Below are 16,240 nucleotides of genomic sequence, written 5' to 3' on the forward strand. Positions count from 1 at the left end.
CTACTGTTTTAGTCATGACTTGAAGCCAAAACTTCAAGTCAATGCGAAGATTGATGTGCTATTTTTGTTGCTGTATTCTACCTTCTATATCAATGTCGACGAGAGGGAAATCATTTCAACACTTAATTTCCGATGATCTTGTTGACGTCTTGTTCGATTGAACCAAGGAAACCTTGGAGCTGGTGACAAAGTTGTCGAGAAAATTGATCCGATTTCAGCACTTTTTCGACACCACCCCGAACCGTCATGTCGGTGATTTCATGCTGTTCTTTCGGGGCGTTTCCTTTTCTCGCGGTTCTGCGTAAAAGATGGGCTTTAGGGATATACCCATGTTCAATATGGTGGATCAGTTCGCGGATGAGTCGTTCTGCTTCGTTCAATTTGTTGCGAAGCGTCATGTTTTCTAGCTGTTGACTCATTGGCGACCAACTCTCAAAAAGAATTAGGAAACGCGAATACTTCTCTTATCGTCCTGCAGCCATTTCGATGTGTCATTGCCTGTGGAGAGTCATTGAGATTGCGACGTATTGAGGTTGTGATCCGTTGACTCCCGACCACTTGGAATAGCGAACACTGATTTGGAGTGATGGGAACATTTCCATCATTTTCAAAGATGCTCTAGAGCTGGTCAGTTTCGAGCGTGAGATGAAATTCGCATCATCGTTCGCTCCTTCTCGCAACAATTCCTTCCGGCGATACTTTCCGACGATTTGCAAAAAATGATTGAGGTGCGACTCCGTGGATTGATGGATGGAACCATCCAAGCTTATTGTAACCTTTTCTCCCTGCCTACGGTCAATGACAGTTTCCAAAATCCTATGCGAATTCTCGTCCTCGGAGATATCCACTCGAACTGGGCTGCCCTGAGCGCCATCGCTGAGAAATTCGATTATTGCGTGTTCACTGGTGATCTCGTCGACTACGGAACAGATCCGCTGCCATGCGTCGAATGGATTCGAAGGCATGCCAGCGCGGCGGTGAGAGGAAATCATGACCATGCAGTCGCTCAGCGCGTCCCCGCCGTCGGAGCCACCGGGTTTCGACGGCTGGCCAGAGTGACACGACCGATGCACTGGGAACAGCTCAGTCCTAAACAGTTGAAGTTTTTGGGGCGACTTCCAGTGACCACACACTTTCGTGTCGATGAGGTCTCGATTCTGCTGGTGCATGCGACCCCACGTGATCCAATGGATGAATACCTCAGCGCCGACCCTGTCTCATGGAAGCAGCGACTCGCTGATGTTGACGCGGATATTGTTTGTGTCGGTCATTCACACATTCCGTTTCATTTGGATCTCGATGGAATTCAAGTCTTGAACCCAGGTTCCGTCGGGCAACCTCGGGATGGCGATCCACGGGCCTCTTATGCCATCATCGAAGATGGAACAGTCTCTCTTCATCGAATTGAATATGATATCAATGCTGCCATCAATCAGGTGAAGTCGACCGGTGCTGAAGACTGGGTCGTTGAACTCAACGCTGCCATCTGGAGAATGGGCGGGAAATTGACTAAAGAACAAATGGATCAATTTCAATAAAAGACTCTCGTATTTCTTCAGTCTGTGAGAAGTGCTCTTCGTTTACTGATTCACTCATTTCAACAGGCAGAGCGTGCACTTCAATTCGAAGATATTTTAGAACTGGTCCTGAAACTTGAAATTGCTCTCTCAAACGCTGAGGGAAGCGTCAGTTTCAAAGGTTTTCGGACTGGTACTATAGACGATGGAAACAGCTCGCTGCACGGTTGATCGAGCGACAGTACTTAACACTAACTCATAATTCCATTCTTATGAAAATTTGTGTCACCGGCGGGGGAGGATTCCTTGGTCGTTACATCGTTGAACAGCTTCTCGCCAAAGGGCACAGCCTGCGTGCGTTTTGTCGTGGAGAGTATCCCGAACTTGATGCACTTGGTGTGGAAGTTTTCCGGGGCGATCTGCGGGATGCCTCAGCTGTGAGGCAAGCTTGTCAGGGAGTGGATGCCGTCTTTCATGTTGCAGCTGTCCCTGGCATCTGGGGGAAGTGGGAGACATATCATTCGATCAATTCTGTCGGAACAGAGAACGTCATTGAAGCGTGTCGAGCCAGTGGAGTGCCGAAGCTCATTTATACCAGTTCACCAAGTGTTGTTTATGACGGACAGCCGCATTTGAATGGAGATGAGTCTCTCTCTTATCCGGAAAGTTATTTGTGCCATTATCCTCATTCCAAAGCACTGGGGGAGAAAGCGGTGCTCGCTGCCAATTCGGAGACTTTTTCGACAGTGGCCCTGCGTCCACATTTAATCTGGGGGCCGCGTGACAATCATCTGATTCCAAGACTGATCGACCGCGCGATGGCTGGTCGGCTGGTCCGTGTTGGTGACGGAACAAACGTTGTGTCGATGGCGTATGTCGAAAACGCAGCAGCTGCTCACGTGCAGGCGTTCGAATCTCTCTCGCCTGCAAGTTCTTGTGCCGGGAAGGCTTACTTCATTAACGAGCCCGAACCGATTCTGCTCTGGAAGTGGGTTGATGATCTCTTGGCGTTGGGTGGGCTTCCACCAGTGCAGAGAAATATCTCCCCCGGTTTTGCAAGAACCGTCGGCAGAGCTCTGGAAGGCGTCTACACTCTTTTCAGAATCAACTCTGAGCCACCGATGACCCGATTCCTCGCATCGCAGTTGAGCCAGTCGCATTCATATTCCATCGACAATGCCAAAAACGACTTCGGGTACAATCCGGCTATCTCTTATGATGAAGGAATGGAGCGGCTTCGTCCGGAAGTCGAAGCGTATGTTGCCAGTAAGAAATCGTCCTGAAGTCGAGACCAGTCCATTCCTCACTTTTGATGGGGGAGGGGACTTCACGAAAGACATATCCAAAACCGTTTGTTCTACCGTGCGTTCGTGAAGAACGCGTTTTACCGTCAACTTGCTGTTCGCAGCGAGGCGGAAGGCGGAGGCCAATTCGAAGAATGCTCGAGAAAAATACGTGAGTCGGTTGTCGGCAAATTGCATTGAAGTCATTTCAATGGCGGCAACACAAAGGGAACAGTTCAAAGGGAATAACGCCAAACGAGCCATCACCTTTGGGGGCGACGGCTCGTTTTGACGGATGTCGTTCTGCTGTTGCAATTGTTATCGAGTGATTTGTTGAACTTGTGGTTTCACAGGTTCTCCGTTCGTGAAACCTGCGGTTTGCTGAATCGGGTTGCGGCCAGCGGTTGAAGTTCTCGTCAGGAAGTTATCAACACGAGCTTCCTTGCGAAGTTTTTCGAAGACCTTGGCGACAGATGTTTGAGTCTTCTCCTCGGTCAGTTGAGCCAGAAGATCGTTCCAGACAACGCGAATGTCTTCCACAACAGGTTCAGTCAGGCCTTCACATTTCAGGATGACGTAGCGGCCTTCGGAAACCTGAATCAGCCCCGAGAGCTCACCTGGTTGCAATTTGAATGCAGCCTCTTCGATAGCTTTGTCGACACCATTTTTTCGGATCGGAGGAATCACACCACCTAACGGTCGTGAATTTGGATCGGCGGAATTTTCGCGGGCGATGCGGTCAAAGTCATCGGGAGTTGCCATGCACTTCTCCCAGATTTGATTTGCCTGGCGAATGTTTCCTTCAACAAGAATCATCCGGGCTTTGACGCGTGGGCCGTAGTCCCGTTCAAACCCTTCCTGCATTTCTTTTTCGGTGACTTGAATATCTTTGCCAGCCAGCTTTTTCAGTGCCAGCATGGGCCAGATGATGTCGTTCTGGTACTGCTCTTTCGTCAATCCTCGTTCGCTACTCAGCATTTGATACCAGGTATCGAGTGGCAAGTTGAATTTCTTTGCTGTTTCCGCGACTTCAGCTTCAACTTCACCACGTGAAACGGTGATGCCAAGGCGGTCGCATTCTTGCTGAATGATCAGTCGGTTGACCATGCTCTCAAGGATTTCTTCGCCATATTTTGCGACGCATTCACGAGCGACGAGATCATAAGTGATCCCTTGGTTGTTGACTTTCGCCAAGATTTTCCCCGGAGTCGCAGCGTTCATTGTAACGCGACCAGTGTTGGCGTCTGTCCCATCAGTTTGGGAGACTGCCGGGTTGGCCTGGAAAAACTGCAAGCAAACCGCAGCTAGTACCAATAGAACCACAGTGCCAGCCAAATAGCTTTTCCAAGACCTGCCAGAAGTTGCAGGTGGCAATGCCGTTTCGATGGTTACCGATTCAGTTGTTGGATTGTTTTGGACTTCTTCAGAAGAGTGATTCAGTTCACTCATGGTTTCGACTCCATCCGTGGGGCGAGAAATTACGAATTGACATCTGCGGCGAGTTCACAGTGGTATGTGGACTCAATAGAGAGCCGATTTACAAAAAAAAGGCATTTTGGGTCAAGATCGTATCGACGATTGCCGAGGGGCGTTGAAAGGCTCTGTAACATTTACAAAATCTGGGACGAGTTTCGCTGTGTATGAAGTGGCTGGATGCAGTTCTGGGAGAATGGACAATTGTGATGGGAGTCCACTTCGATTCCTTCCAATTCATTCACCGTCCGTTAGCATGGAAAAAGTGAGCCCTTTGAAACACCGGAGAGATTGAAAATGTACGATAAAAACGCCTTGATGGAACTTTTTCGTGAACGAGCTTTGAAATTTGGAGATTTCACACTCGTCTCTGGAAAGAAAGCAACTTATTACCTGGATGGAAAGCAGATCACTCTTCATTCACGCGGCTTACAACTCGTCAGTGAAGGCTTGCTCGAGCTTCTCGACACGGATGAGATCGACGCTGTTGGCGGAATGTCCATCGGAGCAGACCCAATCGTCGCAGGAGTTCTTTCCGCAGCGGCTGCCAAAGGGAAAGACTTGAACGGATTCCTTGTGAGGAAAGAGTCAAAAGGCCACGGCACAAATAAATTTGTCGAAGGGCCAGTCGAACCGGGAATGAAAGTTGCCATCGTTGAGGATGTGGTCACCACCGGCGGAAGTTCGCTTCTGGCGATTGAGCGAGCTGAAGAATTCGGCTGTGAAGTGAAACAGGTCCTCACGATTATTGACCGCATGGAAGGGGGAGCTGCTAACTTCAAGAGCAAGGGGTACAACATGCAGTCGCTTCTCACGATTGAAGACTTCGGGATTACCCCCCCCGCTTAGTGAGTCGGAGATTGTGCATTCTGTGCCCGTGGGGAAGCGTTTCTCCCAGGAAAATCGCTGAACTCCACGAGACGGAATGTGAATACGATTCCCCAAATTGCTCTGGCAACTCATACTTGAAGCGTGCTGCGGCCCCCCGGCGAACAGAAACCCTCATCACATTGTCGAGATATTAAGCCAATGACCACTCCCATCAAATTTTGCTCGAACGCCTCACAATTTCTGATCGGTGATCAACTCTCAGAGATCACTGACCAATTACATGCCGCACGAGATGAAGCGTTTGCGGACGTGGACTTGCTCCGTTCAGGTGGTGAGATCCCAGCTGAGAAGCAACCGCTCGATAGTGGATTCATTGATCTCCCGCAGCGGTTGCTTGATGGCGAAGATGGGCTGGTGGACAAAATGTTAGCTTCGGCGGCTGCACTTCGCACGCGGATCGATCGACTCGTTGTGCTGGGGATTGGTGGGTCCTACATGGGACTGCGAGCTTTGTTTGAAGCCTTGTGCGATCCGTATCACAACGAACTCTCCCGCGATGATCGCGGAGACGTTCCCAGACTCTATTTCGAAGGCAACAACCTCGACAACGATACGATGTCGTCGCTGCTGAAGATGTTGAAAACACAGTGCGTGCGTCCTCAGGAACTTGCCGAACGCTGGGGCATTGTTGTGATTAGTAAGTCGGGCGGAACACTGGAGACAGCTGCCGCGTTTCGGATGTTTCGTGATGCGTTGGGAGAATACTACGGCCACCAATCTCACCTCGCGCAGGAACTGGTGGTTCCTGTCACGGGAGAGACTGGCAAACTGAGAGACTTATCGAATGCATTGGGGTACGAGCATACGTTTCCTATTCCCGATGGTGTCGGCGGGCGATTTTCGGTCTTCACTGCGGTTGGCCTGTTCCCGGCTGCTGTTCTCGGGATGGACATTCGAGCGATACTTCGGGGAGCTGCCGATATCACCGAGATCTGTCGAACAAAGCCGCTTGGCGAGAACCCGGTTCTTGATTACGTGGCGGCGTGTCATCTTTTAGAGCGTGATCACGGCATGGATATGCGTGTTCTTTCAACCTGGGGAAATCGACTTGAAGCGACGGGCTTTTGGTACGATCAACTTCTGGCAGAAAGCCTTGGGAAGCACGAACGAGGAGCCACTCCGTTGACCGTGGTGAATACACGTGATCTGCACAGCCGTGGTCAGCAGCATCAGGAAGGGAAGCGGGATCGAGTCATCAACAACCTGACGATCTCCGAATTCGCCAGCGAACCACTCTCGATTCCAGAGGTTGCCGCAGGCGTCGACCAGGATCAGCTGAACCGAATTGCAGGGAAGACGATCCCGGAACTTCTGCAAGCCGCGATTCAGGGAACCAACAAGGCCTATGCTGACGACAAGCGGCCGACGACCGACATGGTGCTTCCAAAGTTGGATGCCTACGGCATGGGACAGTTATTGCAACTGTTCATGCTCGCCACTGCCATCGAAGGCCGCCTCGTCGGGACGAATCCCTATGGCCAACCTGGTGTTGAGGCTTACAAAAACAACATGGGCGATATTCTTTATAAGTGACGCCCGAGTCTCGTCTCGAATTTGTGCCTCGAAGTGAAGAGGTGAAGAAGTGTGCCTCAATATGCAAAACTTCACAGGGCCGAGTTGGAGCACGGAATAACGACAAACCCCGCACTGCGATTGATCGCAGCGCGGGGTTTGTTGAATACGTCGTCTCTCTTACGGTAGGGCAGTTTGCTCTACACGTGTGTACGCGTGAATGTCACTTTGAAAACGACGTTCGCGTTCAATCTCTGGGAAGCAAGCTATTCAACATCTGAATGGCTTGCTCACGTGAATGGCTTGTTCACGAACCGAGAAGCAACACGAACCGCTCTAGAGCATCTTTCGAATTAGTTTGCCGGATCTGCCTCGTGGCGAACAGCATTATTAGAGAAATGCGTTCTTCACGGGCACAGGGTAGAGCAAACTGCTCTAGATGACGCCGCCGTGTGTTCTAAATGGGGTGGCTAAATCGGGCATATCGAAGCCCCAGATGCGATCCCAGATATTTGGAACGTGTCGATAGTTCTCTGATTGATAAATCAATTGGCGAACGCGTTCGTCTGGTGTCGCTGACCAGATAGGAACTACACAGCCGGATGAGACCGTCAGAGTGGTCGTTAACACGATCAGCAGCAACAGTTTCCGCATCGGTATCCTCCTTGACTCCTCGGAGATTCTTCTTGAATCAACGTGGAGAGACTGCCAGCCCCAATTGGGCTGACGACAATCCTGATTTCATCTATGGAATATGCAGAAAGTCTGCAACAAGTATCTATCTTGATGACCTCAGGATCGCTGGAGTGATCCTAAGGCTGTCCTCCCGGAGGAGGATATGGTGACGCTGGAGTGTGGGGTGTTGGTGAGGCCGGTGAAGGCGGGATTCCAACTGAAGGTGTTTGTGACTCTGGCGTTGGGGAAGGTCGAATGGGTGGACTTGCCTGAGGAGGAGGCGATGAGATTCCCGTATCTTCCTGCTTAACAGGTTGATGCGGCTCAGCTGACTCGACCGGGATCTGCAAGACCCGTTCTTCCATCTCCTTACCGGGTTTGAATGTCACAACAAATTTTTCAGGGACATCAACACGATCTCCAGAGCGAGGATTACGTGCCTTTCGCGCAGCACGCTTCTTCACTTCAAAGACACCAAAGTTCCGCAGTTCGATGCGACCTTCAGCAACTAACGTATCGATAATCGCTTCAAAAGTTTTCTGAACGATTTCTTTTGTTTTGAGTTGAGTCAGGCCACACTCTTCGGAGATTGTCTTGACGATTTCTTTCTTTGTCACGACTCTCTACTCCCGGCTAACCGATGACAAGCATCGCGAGGTTGCAGTATTGAGAATGACTCAACTTTAAGTGCAACAGCGACTTACTGTCAAGTAGTTGTTCCGAAAGTGAGTGTGAACGAACCCTTGAAAAGGAATCCATTCAGACACACAATTGACATCGTCATCCAATAACTGGCACATGAGTTAAAACCACAAGAATCCGCAAAGTTTACCACGTTCCGCTGAATTGATATCAACGGGCGTTTAATTAAAAAGGAAGTAGCGTGTCACATCGAGAACTTCACGACGGCCGTTCAGACGGTCTTATCCCATTAGAGTCATTAGACTTAGGGTCAGTGAACAGCTTTGCGGACTTGCTCCGGAGCATGTCGAAGACTGCCTTTGCCGGGCGACAGCTCGGATCTGCACTCGATGTTTTTCTGGAGATGGCCCGAGACCCGGATTGTAAGGTGATCTTGACCCTTTCAGGAGCAATGACTGTTGCCAAAATGGGGACAGTCATTTGCGAAATGATTGACAGAAAACTGGTCGATGCGGTCGTCTCAACGGGTGCGCTGATGGCACATGGCCTCACAGAATCGATCGGATTGGCACATTACCAATATGATCCAACGAAAAACGATGAAACTCTCTTTAATCAGGGGTACAACAGAGTTTATGACACTTTGGAGATGGAATCGAACTTGAATGATGTCGAAAAACTGATCCGAATGGTTCTCGAGGAGACCGATCCTCCCGAAGGCTGCTGGAGTTCTGCCCGCCTTTGTCGCGAAATCGGACGGAAGTTGAATGAAGTGGGCGAGGGGAGAGGCATTCTGAAAAGTGCCTTTCAACAAGATGTCCCGGTTTTCATTCCAGCATTCACCGACAGCGAAGTCGGTTTAGACGTCTCGACGTGGGCGATGAGAAAGGCCCTCGCTGGCAAAAACATCGCTGAACTGACTCACGATGAAGCTCTGCAGGCGATTCCTCCATTCAACCCGTTCCATGATCTACAAGAATATGCACGCCTGGCAGGCAAAGCCAAAAAACTGGGGATCTTCACAATTGGAGGAGGCGTTCCTCGTAACTGGGCTCAGCAAGTCGCTCCTTATATCGACATTACCAATGACCGGGTTGGCACGACCTTCCAGCCTCCACGTTTCCAGTACGCAGTCCGCATCTGTCCGGAACCGGTTCACTGGGGAGGTTTGTCTGGATGTACGTACTCCGAAGGGGTCAGCTGGGGAAAGTTTGTCGCGCCGAGTGAGGGTGGGCGATACGCCGAAGTCCACTGCGACGCCACAGCTGTTTGGCCACTGCTGATGAGAGCCGTGTTCGAAGAGCTTGATAAAGAGGCTTGAGAGAGGCTGTCGTTGACCTCTGATCGCCTGAGGGCATGATAGAAACCGGCCCTCAGGATCTTCAGCCTGTCTCGCAGCGAATTTCCATCACCGAGATGCCCTGTCGTAGAGCGAGCATTCTGGGTAAGAGAAGCGTTATGAAGTTCGCTCGCTGATCATGCTCGTGAAAAACTTACATGATCTTGCGAGGGGCAGTGCGCGATGGTCTTGGACGTTATCCGTTGGTCTTGGGACGGCGTTGCAGGTACTGCTGAATGGCATCGGCTGCCGCGCTGGGGGCTTCTTCTTTTGCTTTTTGATCTGCAGTTCGTCCGTCTTCCTTTTCGGCTTGATCTTCAGCGGCCGGAGGGGCTGGAGGAGGAGCTTTGACACCTGTTTCAGAGGGGTCTGGCAAGCGAAAGGGCAGCTCTGCTCCCGACTCGGCAGCTGCTTCCTCTTGCGGTGGAGCAGCTTCAGGCTGTCCTTGTTGTCCCGGTTGTTGAGGCGGGTATTGCTGCTGCTGCTGCTGTTGTTGTTGCTGCTGCTGCTGCGGGTACATGTTTGGGGGATAACCCATTTGCTGTGGCGGGTAGCCCATTTGCTGCGGGTATCCCGGATAGCCGTAAGGCATCATCCCTTGTGGATAACCCATTTGTGGAGGGTATCCGACAGGCATTTGTGGCGGCATTCCACCTGGTTGAGGGTAGAATTGCGTATCCCCGGTGGGTGGTTGAACTTGGCCTTCCGGGGGCATTGGTTGAGTTGGAATGTTGATGAGAGTATCGGAAGCAGGAGCGTCGTTGAGTTCTGAGTCATGAAGAGTTTGGTCGGGAGCCGTCTCAAATTCTGAACTCGATGAAGGATCGGCCTCAGCGGGGGCGTCACTCGGTTCACCAGTTGGAGAGATGATTTCCGTCGGCATATCGTTGGCGAGATTTGTCCGTGTTTCATCTGTGATCGGGTCACCGAGGATCACTTGAAACTCAAGTTTCCCAACAGAGACTGAATCACCCGGATTCAGGACAACAGCACCACGAATCTGTTCCCTGTTCACGAACGAACCGTTTGTGCTGCCCAAATCACGGAATCGTAATCCGTATTCATCGAGCGTGAAGACACAGTGATGACGGCTCACCAAGTCACTGTTGGGGCGAAGATGGCAATCTTCTTCACGGCCAATCAGAAATTTCCCAACTGGTAACGGGATTGTGCTGCCGGCATGTTTTCCAGATAGGACACGTAGTTCCGCTTGCAGCATGTTGATCCAACCTTAGCTGAAATCGATTCAAAAACTCTAAAAGCAAATCCGAAAGCCTGAATTTGTATCTCAGACTCCAGGAAAATCCTTCAATGCAAAGATATCCGGGTAGGAAGTTGAAACTGGCCCAGAGATCTCACTCAGAATTTTATGGTTTCTAAGGGATGAAACCAACCCCAAGGATTTGAATTTCTGGTGATGATTCTTGGTTGATTCACAACCGAATCTCAATTCTAAAGATGCTTTGAGTTTAATATGAAGTCGCAATGAATATTGACGATGAAGTGAAAGTTTAGAAACTTTTAAGTTCGAAGTTAGTAACCCGAGGAGTAAGACGAGATCTTTGAACCCTTGGGCAACCTGTATCGTGAAGGGATTTCTCAATGTTTGAGAACTCAAACTCAGGTTTTCGAGTCGTTTCTTAGAGTACCACTCAGGTTCTCTGGTGTCAATTTCGAATGAGCAGGTTTTGATCGGTTGAGAGTCTGTCTCAAGTGTGAAATTAAAAGCCTGAGCCGGGTCTCTGCAATAATTCTATACAACGATCCCAACATTACGAACCATTTTTCATTTTGCCCGCAAGGCGTGTGAAGTCGATCATCGAACTGAGTTGCTCGATTTCTTCATCTGTCAACAATCCACTGGCACGCTCTTCATAGCCCGGAAGGACGTTCCAGCGTGAAAGAGCATCAAAGAGGCTATCAGCTTTTTCAGCGATGATTCCGTACTGATCTTTGTGATTGTTGGCTGCTTCGGGGGGGAAGTCCTGAAACTGGCTAAGTAGCAGATAGTGGCCATCCCCCGCGTAGTCGAGGTGAAGTTGTTGAAGCTCTTCAGCGAAGGCGTGGTTAATCCTCGCAGCACTTTTTAATGGTCCCGATTCAATGCATCGCTGAGCATGTTTCGGTTCGCTGCGAATGAGATTGGCAGCTGTTTCGCACACGGCGTAGACAATTGCTTCGTCGAGATACGTGGAAGAAAAAGTCTCTTTCGACAGATGCTTGTCCCACAGGTCGAGCAACAAGTCGAGTTGCACTTGTGCCGGGACCCCTTTCAGAAAAGGGACATGCGTTAAATACCCAAACGTGCGATGCGAATCGAGCTCTAATTGCTCGGCCAGTGCCAATCGCTCTTGGGTTTCAAGGAAGGCAATTCGGAACGCAATGTAAATGCGTTCTGAGAACGGAAGTGATTTTGAGGAGAACTTAATCATGATGCTTCAATCTGGCAAAGCTCATGCCTGTTCACAATAGTGTTTTTTTCAAACAACGCAAAAATTACGCAAACCCAAAAGGGGTAACATGTTGCAGAGTACCCATCCCGTAAAATTTAACATCGGCCAAGTCGCAGCGTGTTGACTGGATTCAACGTGCGTGTTGCAGCTGAAACGTTCGTTTCGTTTTTGCAACATCCTCTGGAAGCCGCGACTTCACTCAGGGGGCAAAGAACTGCTCATTCTGCCCGCAAGCTCTGCGACTCTGTCAACTGTCGGCTTCGCCGGTTCGTGTTCCAGAGTCATATTCGCTTCGAGGGCGAGTTTATTTGCTTCAAAGCGAGGCTTCAAAGCGAGATTGTTTGCTCCGGAGCATCTTTCGAATTGGTCTTCGGTGTCGAGATCGCCCCCAGTGAGGCACCGGGGGAGAGGTCAACGACCACTCAAGATGCAGCGATATGCCTGCAGACCAATCGCGAGATTGTTCCCTCAAACGTTGAGAAAAGCGGCTATTTCAGAGGTTTTTGGCTGGTTCTAAATCGAGCCATAGCGGATTGGCTGACGCACTTATTGAGTGGCTCACCCCGAAAACAAAGCTGTGTCGAGGGGCCACATTCTGATGTCTCTCGCTCATTGTTTTTTGTGAGCTTCACCGTTTTTGTGAACTTCTCAGTGAGAGCCAGATTGGCGATCAATAGCCAAATCCATTCTTGCGGATGTGAACGTACGGCTTTTCAGTCGCGATCTCCTCGCTCGGTTTTCCCGAAGTGATTTCAACAAGATAGACCGTGTGGTCGCCACTTTGTAATGAACTCCGAACAGTCCCTTCCAGCCAGCCCATCGCGTCACTCAATACCGTCAATCCGGTTGGGGTTTCTTCCGTGGAAAGCCCTTCAAACGCTGGCTCGCCCGGTTCAAAGCCTTTCCCGAAATGTCCCATCAGTTTCTTTTGAGTCTCTCCGACGAGGCTTAAGGCGACTGAAACACCATCTTTCAGCCAATCGTTGAGATACCGTTTCGTGTTCACAGCGACAGTTACCATAGGAGGTTCAAACGACGCCTGCTGAACCCAACTGGCGAGCATTCCGGTCTCGTCATTTTCTGAACTTCTCGCTGTGAGGATAAGGACTCCGCTGGGGATGCGTCCGAGTACTGGGCCGATTTGTTCTTGATTCACAATTTGCTCTTTATCTAAGTGAGATCGATTCTATTTAGTGGGGCTTCAATAATCATAAACGATTCGAAAGAGGACTGTCATATCAAGCCGCTGTAACAAGTCGCAAAATCGATTCAATTCCTACAGGTTGATGGGTGAGGTTGGGTGGGGATGGGGTGCTCGTGACGAATTGTTGTTTTTTTGAAACGGAACACCAGAAAAATCCGACAACTCCGAAATGATGACCTAAAGATTGGGAGTTGCAGAATGCATTCCCCTTGCCTTGCTGCAAACCTTTACGGAATCGTTGTCGTTGACCGGCACTTCGATTCCTTGGTCAGGTTTAGTTAGAGCCAGCTCTTTCGAGCCTCGGATGTTATTTGTTTTCAATCAATGTGCACGCTCACTCACTGGCGCGCCTTGAGTTGAAAGTCAACGGACATTTGATCTCGAGGAACGACTCGTAAATCCCTTTATCAGGATGACTTTGAGATGCCTCACATCAATCGAATCAAAGAGACAGCTATCAATCCCACTCCGGAGCAAATCGAAGAAGAGTGCCGTATGATCCGCGCTCACTGGTCGCCGGAAATCTCCGAAAAACGGCAGAAGCAGTTCCGGATCGATACAGAACATCAGGAACACAAAGCACGGCTCAGGTTCTTGCGATTCCTCGCTGAGTACGCCGAGAGCCAATCGTAAAACAAGATCGAGCAGCGAGCAGCGGCTATCGCACTGGAAACTGCAATTCAGTTGCAGGCTTTGCTGTCAGGCAATTTGAATCAAAGATCGAGCCACGTACCAAGGCCGCTTTCGCCGGGTTTCCGAACCCGGCGAATTTCACTTTGTCGAAGCTCCAGAGCGGCGAAAGTCGACGGTTGCGTCTTCGGAAAGGGCGTCGACAATCTGGCTCACGCAGGCACTGTTTTTCTGGCTCTGAATCGCTTTCCCTCAATTCAGAGACCTCGGATTGCTGCCTCTTACGGTGGCAGCCTGTACTCTTCTTCGGGGGAATATTGTAAACTCTTGATGAAGACGTCGGCACGATCATTTTCGCGGCGTGTCTCGATGTCTACAATGGATGTTTGTTGTTCTACGACTAACGGCTCTTTCGAATGTATCGCGTTACCCAGGAAATCGAATTCTGTTACGGCCACCGTTTGCTGAACTACGATGGCAAGTGTCGGCACTTACATGGACACAACGGGAAGGCAGTGCTCGTTCTGGAAGGGTTGGAGCTTGACGACCGGGGCATGCTCATCGATTTCACTGATGTGAAGAAGAAAATTCGCTGCTGGATCGAAGACAATCTGGATCATCGCATGATTCTTTGCGAAAGTGATCCCGTCCTGCCCACGCTTCGGGAAATGGGTGAAGCACTCTATATCATCGATTCGAACCCCACAGCTGAGAATATCGCCAGGCTCATTTTTGAAGAAGCCCAACGCAAAGGCTTGCCAGTCGTGGAAGTCAAACTCTGGGAAACCTCTCACTCCTGCGCAACGTATTCCGCTTGAACGACGATTTCTGGGGGGATTTGGGAAACGGCATAGCTGTGTCAAATGCGTTTCACCAGTGGAATTGCTGTTCCCGACGAGGCCGACTTCGAATTCGAAAATGCGACAGGCGTTTTCAACGCTTGTTGTTCCAGTGAAGACCGCTTTCAACGCTTCGCAAGCAACTCGCCTCAATGAAGTCATGCGCCGAAGCTGCCGACCGGCTCAATGCTGTTCAACCGGTCGCTAAAAGCCGTGCGGTGAACGTGTCAGAGCAGATGTTTTGGGGTGATTAATGGAGTGTTCGGCCTAGCCAGCGGTCGAACCAGGCAAGGCTCATGCGGCGTGCGACTCCGGGGAGTCCGTGGCCGCCGGGGAATGAGAACCAGCTGAAGCAGTCTCCGGCGCCGAATTCGCTGAACTGTTTTACGATCTTCGATTCACTCATCCGGTGCTGGGTTTCGTAGTACTCCAACGTTTCTTCAAAACCGAGTCGCTCTTGTCGGGCTTTTAAAACACTTGGCAGGTCAGGGGTGTCGCGCCAGTTGATGTAGACGTCCAGAACCTTTGGGACTTTCTGAAAGAATTTGTGCCGGTAGAGTTCCTGTTCCGTAGAGATGATCAATTGTGGTCGTGGCGCGATCATCGCCATGAGGTCATCGAAGTCGACCGGTAACGGCAAATTTGAGTCCTCGATGTACGGTCGGAATTTTTTGATATAGATGAACGGGCCGCTGTTTGATTTAAAACCGAATCGTCGCTCCAGTTCTTTACTGCTGGTCGGAGCGTCGACACCTTCTTCCCAGGGACGCCAGTTGTTATTCGGTGGGACTCGTGACCAGGCACTGGCATGACGGTACCAGTCGAGTACTCCGCCATTGCTGACAGTCGCTGTGATTCGAGGTTCGAAGGCTGCCGCAAACAGCGCCAAATGCCCACCCATCGAAAGCCCGGTGATTCCGATATGTGCGTGGTCGACAAAATCGAGGGTCTGTAGAAAGTCGACACTTCGCATGCAGTCCCACGTGTTTTTCCCCACAATGGACCATTCGGGATGCTTCTCGTAGAAGACTCGAGTATCCATCACTCGTCGCTTCGGCTCGATTCGCTCGCCGTCGGTGATCGTGTCAATGCTCAGTGTGATGAAACCATGTTGTGCATGGGTTCGTCCGTAGTCTCGCCCCGCTTTTGGATCGGGTGGCGGATCGATCGGGCGTTTACCAGATAAGCCAATTACCTGATCTTTACCAGAACCCCACGTGGTGCTGTGGAGGCAGATGATCGCTGGTGTCGGTTTCTTTCGAGCGGCATCTGGGACGAGCAACCAGGCGGTGACCCGGTCGTCAGACTCAGATTGAAAGCTGACGTGGTATCGCGTGATGCCCTCTTCCTTAGCGACCTCCTTCATTTCGACCTTTAGGTCCGGAATCTCTTTGGGAAAGTCCCCGAGCAGATCGAGCCATTTACGCTCGATGATTTTTCGTTCTTTCGGCCACGGCATTTTCTCGGGCTTTTCTGGAGAACCTGCACGGACTTGCGAGTCATCTGCTGAACTCTGTTGATGTGGAGCCAGCGCGGCGGCAGCGAGCACCGGGACTCCCATACCAAGTAGCTGACGGCGGGTGCTTTTTGAATTGCTGTCCATGGGAGCCTCCAGTCTTTGAAGTCCGTGATAGGGAAGCATCGATTCATCGCAGCCTTGGAGAGCGTTGTTGAATTCGTCTTCGCGGTTTTCCCTGTGAGCACCAGCCTCTTCAATCGACGAAACCCGTTTCATTTGCAGAGAGGGTAAACGCGAAAAAACTCTGGTGTCCAGTTCACTCG

General features: G+C 50.6%; 15 protein-coding genes. 7 read left to right on the top strand and 8 right to left on the bottom strand.

Annotated features, from left to right (window positions below):
• Positions 1-122: 122 nt before the first annotated feature.
• Positions 123-419 carry a hypothetical protein gene (locus tag Mal48_RS01785; RefSeq protein WP_145195532.1) on the bottom strand — a complete coding sequence of 99 codons (297 nt, stop codon included), beginning with the start codon at positions 417-419 and terminating at the stop codon, positions 123-125.
• Between the two features lie 399 nt (positions 420-818).
• Here Mal48_RS01785 and Mal48_RS01790 point away from each other — a divergent pair, with 399 nt between their 5' ends.
• Together Mal48_RS01790 and Mal48_RS01795 are read left to right on the top strand one after the other, a co-directional pair.
• Positions 819-1,538, top strand: a complete 720-nt coding sequence (locus tag Mal48_RS01790) for a metallophosphoesterase family protein (protein WP_145195534.1) — start codon at positions 819-821, stop codon at positions 1,536-1,538.
• Between the two features lie 251 nt (positions 1,539-1,789).
• Positions 1,790-2,800 (top strand): NAD-dependent epimerase/dehydratase family protein, encoded by a 1,011-nt coding sequence (locus Mal48_RS01795; RefSeq protein WP_145195536.1) that lies wholly within the window; start codon positions 1,790-1,792, stop codon positions 2,798-2,800.
• A gap of 318 nt (positions 2,801-3,118) precedes the next feature.
• Here Mal48_RS01795 and Mal48_RS01800 read toward each other — a convergent pair whose 3' ends face one another.
• Positions 3,119-4,249, bottom strand: a complete 1,131-nt coding sequence (locus Mal48_RS01800) for a peptidylprolyl isomerase (protein WP_145195538.1) — start codon at positions 4,247-4,249, stop codon at positions 3,119-3,121.
• A 321-nt stretch (positions 4,250-4,570) separates the two neighbouring features.
• Between Mal48_RS01800 and pyrE the strand changes: the two genes are divergently transcribed.
• Both pyrE and Mal48_RS01810 read left to right on the top strand, forming a co-directional pair.
• Positions 4,571-5,122, top strand: coding sequence for an orotate phosphoribosyltransferase (gene pyrE, locus Mal48_RS01805; protein WP_145195540.1), 552 nt, complete (start codon positions 4,571-4,573; stop codon positions 5,120-5,122).
• 180 nt (positions 5,123-5,302) lie between these two features.
• Positions 5,303-6,697 (top strand): glucose-6-phosphate isomerase, encoded by a 1,395-nt coding sequence (locus Mal48_RS01810; protein WP_145195542.1) that lies wholly within the window; start codon positions 5,303-5,305, stop codon positions 6,695-6,697.
• A gap of 414 nt (positions 6,698-7,111) precedes the next feature.
• Here Mal48_RS01810 and Mal48_RS01815 read toward each other — a convergent pair whose 3' ends face one another.
• Both Mal48_RS01815 and Mal48_RS01820 read right to left on the bottom strand, forming a co-directional pair.
• The gene (locus tag Mal48_RS01815) at positions 7,112-7,330 is read right to left on the bottom strand and encodes a hypothetical protein (RefSeq protein WP_145195544.1); all 219 of its coding nucleotides are present in this window, start codon (positions 7,328-7,330) and stop codon (positions 7,112-7,114) included.
• Positions 7,331-7,488: 158 nt separating this feature from the next.
• The gene (locus tag Mal48_RS01820; protein WP_145195546.1) at positions 7,489-7,968 is read right to left on the bottom strand and encodes an HU family DNA-binding protein; all 480 of its coding nucleotides are present in this window, start codon (positions 7,966-7,968) and stop codon (positions 7,489-7,491) included.
• A 266-nt stretch (positions 7,969-8,234) separates the two neighbouring features.
• Between Mal48_RS01820 and Mal48_RS01825 the strand changes: the two genes are divergently transcribed.
• The gene (locus Mal48_RS01825; RefSeq protein WP_145195547.1) at positions 8,235-9,314 is read left to right on the top strand and encodes a deoxyhypusine synthase family protein; all 1,080 of its coding nucleotides are present in this window, start codon (positions 8,235-8,237) and stop codon (positions 9,312-9,314) included.
• A 214-nt stretch (positions 9,315-9,528) separates the two neighbouring features.
• On the opposite strand, the gene Mal48_RS01830 is transcribed toward Mal48_RS01825, so the two are convergent.
• The 3 genes from Mal48_RS01830 to Mal48_RS01840 all read right to left on the bottom strand — a co-directional run bounded on the left by Mal48_RS01830 (position 9,529) and on the right by Mal48_RS01840 (position 12,941).
• Positions 9,529-10,551, bottom strand: a complete 1,023-nt coding sequence (locus Mal48_RS01830; protein ID WP_145195549.1) for an FHA domain-containing protein — start codon at positions 10,549-10,551, stop codon at positions 9,529-9,531.
• A 553-nt stretch (positions 10,552-11,104) separates the two neighbouring features.
• A complete protein-coding gene (locus tag Mal48_RS01835; protein ID WP_145195551.1) occupies positions 11,105-11,764 on the bottom strand; it encodes a hypothetical protein in 660 nt (219 codons plus the stop codon).
• A gap of 691 nt (positions 11,765-12,455) precedes the next feature.
• Complete coding sequence (locus Mal48_RS01840; protein ID WP_197441967.1) at positions 12,456-12,941, bottom strand: flavin reductase family protein; 486 nt, start codon at positions 12,939-12,941, stop codon at positions 12,456-12,458.
• 471 nt (positions 12,942-13,412) lie between these two features.
• Here Mal48_RS01840 and Mal48_RS01845 point away from each other — a divergent pair, with 471 nt between their 5' ends.
• Positions 13,413-13,622: a hypothetical protein gene (locus Mal48_RS01845; protein ID WP_145195555.1), complete on the top strand. Its 210-nt coding sequence runs from the start codon at positions 13,413-13,415 to the stop codon at positions 13,620-13,622.
• 413 nt (positions 13,623-14,035) lie between these two features.
• Complete coding sequence (locus Mal48_RS01850) at positions 14,036-14,437, top strand: 6-pyruvoyl trahydropterin synthase family protein (RefSeq protein ID WP_145195557.1); 402 nt, start codon at positions 14,036-14,038, stop codon at positions 14,435-14,437.
• A 271-nt stretch (positions 14,438-14,708) separates the two neighbouring features.
• Here the strand turns inward: Mal48_RS01850 and Mal48_RS01855 are convergent, their stop codons facing one another.
• Complete coding sequence (locus Mal48_RS01855) at positions 14,709-16,193, bottom strand: glucuronyl esterase domain-containing protein (protein WP_145195559.1); 1,485 nt, start codon at positions 16,191-16,193, stop codon at positions 14,709-14,711.
• Between the last annotated feature and the right edge of the window lie 47 nt (positions 16,194-16,240).

Source organism: Thalassoglobus polymorphus (genome assembly GCF_007744255.1).
Lineage (GTDB): Bacteria > Planctomycetota > Planctomycetia > Planctomycetales > Planctomycetaceae > Thalassoglobus > Thalassoglobus polymorphus.

Excerpts from the sequence above, each read along its gene's own strand:
- Mal48_RS01800 (WP_145195538.1), bottom strand. The coding sequence starts at position 4,249 with ATGAGTGAACTGAATCACTCTTCTGAAGAAGTCCAAAACAATCCAACA.
- Mal48_RS01850 (WP_145195557.1), top strand. The coding sequence starts at position 14,036 with ATGTATCGCGTTACCCAGGAAATCGAATTCTGTTACGGCCACCGTTTG.
- Mal48_RS01790 (WP_145195534.1), top strand. The coding sequence starts at position 819 with ATGCGAATTCTCGTCCTCGGAGATATCCACTCGAACTGGGCTGCCCTG.
- Mal48_RS01835 (WP_145195551.1), bottom strand. The coding sequence starts at position 11,764 with ATGATTAAGTTCTCCTCAAAATCACTTCCGTTCTCAGAACGCATTTAC.
- Mal48_RS01845 (WP_145195555.1), top strand. The coding sequence starts at position 13,413 with ATGCCTCACATCAATCGAATCAAAGAGACAGCTATCAATCCCACTCCG.
- Mal48_RS01830 (WP_145195549.1), bottom strand. The coding sequence starts at position 10,551 with ATGCTGCAAGCGGAACTACGTGTCCTATCTGGAAAACATGCCGGCAGC.
- Mal48_RS01810 (WP_145195542.1), top strand. The coding sequence starts at position 5,303 with ATGACCACTCCCATCAAATTTTGCTCGAACGCCTCACAATTTCTGATC.
- Mal48_RS01815 (WP_145195544.1), bottom strand. The coding sequence starts at position 7,330 with ATGCGGAAACTGTTGCTGCTGATCGTGTTAACGACCACTCTGACGGTC.
- Mal48_RS01785 (WP_145195532.1), bottom strand. The coding sequence starts at position 419 with ATGAGTCAACAGCTAGAAAACATGACGCTTCGCAACAAATTGAACGAA.
- Mal48_RS01795 (WP_145195536.1), top strand. The coding sequence starts at position 1,790 with ATGAAAATTTGTGTCACCGGCGGGGGAGGATTCCTTGGTCGTTACATC.
- Mal48_RS01855 (WP_145195559.1), bottom strand. The coding sequence starts at position 16,193 with ATGAAACGGGTTTCGTCGATTGAAGAGGCTGGTGCTCACAGGGAAAAC.
- pyrE (WP_145195540.1), top strand. The coding sequence starts at position 4,571 with ATGTACGATAAAAACGCCTTGATGGAACTTTTTCGTGAACGAGCTTTG.